This window comes from Mesorhizobium sp. M8A.F.Ca.ET.181.01.1.1, assembly GCF_004792025.1.
GTDB lineage: Bacteria > Pseudomonadota > Alphaproteobacteria > Rhizobiales > Rhizobiaceae > Mesorhizobium.
The window spans coordinates 1-333 of sequence record NZ_SRTV01000147.1; the positions used below are offsets into that span (position 1 = coordinate 1).

The window sequence follows — 333 nt, forward strand, 5'->3', positions numbered from 1 at the left end:
ATCACGCTCGAGGCCGGCGACCTGATCGTCAGCGGCACCCCTGCCGGCATCGGATGGGCCCGCAATCCGCGCCTGCTGATGAAGGACGGTGACAAGTGCGAAGTCTCGATCGAGGGGCTTGGAAAGCTGGTCAATCCGATCCGCGACGAAGTTCGCCGCGAGGACATGACCGGTAAGGCCGCCTGACGGAAATCGCCGGAAAACTGCACAGCCAGCGTCACTGCGCCTGCATGGCGCATATGGGCGATGCAACCACTGCTTGAGGGATCCATGGACACCGGATTGAAGGGAAAGACCGTGCTCATAACGGGCGCGGCAAGCGGCATAGGCAGG

At 62.8% G+C, this 333-nt stretch carries 1 protein-coding gene; it reads left to right on the forward strand.

Going from position 1 to position 333, the window contains the following annotated elements; translation table 11 throughout:
• Nucleotides 1-186 (forward strand): fumarylacetoacetate hydrolase family protein (locus EN824_RS33975; protein ID WP_135933198.1); only part of this gene is annotated, 186 nt, incomplete at its 5' end.
• Nucleotides 187-333 lie beyond the last annotated feature (147 nt).